This is a genomic window from Youngiibacter multivorans, assembly GCF_017873395.1.
GTDB classification, from domain to species: Bacteria; Bacillota; Clostridia; order Clostridiales; family Clostridiaceae; genus Youngiibacter; species Youngiibacter multivorans.
In genome coordinates, this window is record NZ_JAGGKC010000071.1 from 1 (window position 1) to 1,603 (window position 1,603).

At 37.5% G+C, this 1,603-nt stretch carries 1 protein-coding gene; it reads right to left on the reverse strand.

Annotation, left to right across the window (positions count from 1 at the left end):
* Positions 1-174: 174 nt before the first annotated feature.
* On the reverse strand, positions 175-1,434 hold the full coding sequence (locus J2Z34_RS17500; protein ID WP_209461161.1) for an L-lactate MFS transporter: 1,260 nt from the start codon (positions 1,432-1,434) through the stop codon (positions 175-177).
* Positions 1,435-1,603: the final 169 nt, after the last annotated feature.

Consider the following 1,603-nt stretch of genomic DNA (forward strand, 5'->3'; position numbering starts at 1 on the left):
ATACCCATGCGATAGGTCTTGGAACCGATATGGATTTGAAGGGTCCCATTGGTAGGCCGTGGTTGTCTAGTGCTGGATCATAATTCATAATTCTTTTCTCCTCTACGATATATATTTTATATATTTTTATTAGACTTCCTTATTATTCTTACTTATTATTCTTATTTAAAACAATTATTTTGAATTCATTTCAGCTGCCATTGCATTTATTTTATTTTTTCTAACGATGCTTTGTGAAAACAGAGTCAGGAAAATACCTATGATACTTAGGCCACCTGCAATCATGAATGCTAGACTATAATCTCCATTATTTATCGCTCTAACCTGTGCGGCTAACATAGGCCCGAAAATTGCTGCTGGTGCAAATGCAGTAAACATAACACCCCAATTCATACCCATGTTTTTCATACCAAACATATCTCCTGTGACAGCAGGATATAGGCCAAAAAAACCACCATAGCAAGATCCAATTCCTATTAAAGCAATAACAAAAACTGAAAACGAACTAGCCATGGTACTTAATAGAAACATCGATGCAGCAGAAATTATAAACATTACTATCATGGAATTGTATCTTCCAAGTTTGTCAGATATTGAACCCCAAATCGGACGTCCTAGAGTATTCGCAACTCCTAAAATACTAACCCCAATTGCAGCAGCAGCTGGTGTAAGTCCTACAACTTCCTGTCCAATAGATGAAGCAAAACCAATAATCATTATGCCTGAGACTGCAGCTATTATTAGGGTAATCCACGCAGTAAAGAAAAGAGGATCACTTAACATTTGACGCCAATTTTTATCTATAGAAACATTTAGAGTGTTTCCTGCTTTAGCAACAGGAGGTGTCCAACCTTCAGGTTTATACCCAGCAGGAGGAGCCACCGCAAAGAATGAAGCAATTGAAATCACTATTATGAAAAGTCCTCCAAAAATCTGAAAGGTAGAAAGAGGGCTATATGTCTTCATCAATGAAACCCCTAATGGTGCAAATATAACAGAACCCCCACCAAGTCCTCCTGAAATTAGTCCTCCAGCAAGACCTCGTTTATCGGGAAACCACTTAACTGTATTTACCACTGTACACGAATATACAGCACCCAGCCCTAATCCACCAAGAATTCCATAAGATATATAAAGAAATTGAATGTTCTTTGCATAGCCTGCCAAAAGAAAACCTGCCGAATAAATAAGCCCACCAATAAACATTGTCAATTTTGGACCCTTCTTATCCTGAATTTTTCCAGCGATTATCATCGATATAGGCATTAGTGCTAACGAAAGTGTGTATGGTATAGTAACCTGGCTAGCTGTAGCTCCTAACAATACCATAAGCGGTTTTCTAAAAACACTATAAGAGTATGCAGCTCCTATACAAAGATTTGCAAATATGCCCGTAAAAAGAATAAGCCAACGATTAGTTTTATTATTACTCATTTTATGTTGCTCCTTTTTTATTCTTTTTTTATTAGGGGAAATTATTGACTGTCTGGTTTGTGCTGCGGTGTCAGTTTATGACGCCGCAGTGCCCCAGTATACTATCTACTTTTGTTTTGCTCCCTGCAAACCAACTAGCAAATCTTTGCTTGCATTTGGAATTACCATC